The organism is Mesorhizobium sp. M2A.F.Ca.ET.067.02.1.1 (assembly GCF_004023285.1).
In the GTDB taxonomy this organism is placed as follows: domain Bacteria; phylum Pseudomonadota; class Alphaproteobacteria; order Rhizobiales; family Rhizobiaceae; genus Mesorhizobium.
In genome coordinates, this window is record NZ_RZSB01001265.1 from 1 (window position 1) to 871 (window position 871).

Annotated in this window: 1 protein-coding gene; it reads left to right on the plus strand. The window is 65.0% G+C overall.

Going from position 1 to position 871, the window contains the following annotated elements; genetic code table 11:
- Positions 1-270 precede the first annotated feature (270 nt).
- Positions 271-871: sugar kinase (locus EOA28_RS37210; RefSeq protein ID WP_148671181.1), on the plus strand; the 601-nt coding region annotated here is incomplete at its 3' end.

Here is an 871-nt window from a genome sequence, read left to right on the forward strand (position 1 = left end):
GGTCCGGACCGGACGCCGAATGCGGCAGCGTCTGATAGACGACGGCCACGATGCCGACCAGCAACGCGGCCAGGCCGAGCCCCGCAAGGATGTAACGCCATATCGATGCCAAGCCCGTTCCTCTTCGGCTGCTAACGTCGCGGGCCGCTCGCCGCGTCCCGCCCTGCCTGTGGGAAATCGTTTCTGGCGCAAAATTCGCCGGCAGCCAAGCATGGCGCTGCCGGCCGCAAAAAGCTACAGCAACAAGACTTTAAGAAGGATAGAACCCACATGGCCGCCAAGGGTATTGCGTCGATCGGCGAATGCATGATCGAATTGTCGGGACAGACCGGCGACAGCTGGCGCATGGGCTTTGCCGGCGACACCTTCAACACGCTGTGGGCATTGCACGCGCTGAGCCCGGAGCACCCCGCGACTTATGTCTCGGCCTTCGGCGACGATCCCTTCTCGCGCGACCAGATCGCCTTCTTCGGCCAGAACGGCATCGGCATAGGCAACAGTCCGGTCATTGCCGGCGCGCGCCCCGGCCTTTACGCCATCACGCTCACCGGAGCCGAGCGCGCCTTTACCTACTGGCGAAGCGACGCGGCAGCGCGTCAGCTCGCCTCCGATCCGGTGGCGCTCGCGAAAAGCCTTGAAAACCAGGCGCTTGTCTATTTTTCTGGAATCACCCTGGCAATTCTGGACGAGGCCGCGCGGACAACTTTGCTGACCGCCATAGTTGCGGCCGGGGCCGCCGGCTCGCTCGTCGCCTTCGACCCGAATTACCGGCCGCGTCTGTGGCCGAGCCGCGAGGCAGCCCAGGCCGCGATCCTGGAAGCGCTTGCCGTGGCCGACATCGCGCTGCCGACCTTTCCGGACGAGCAGATGC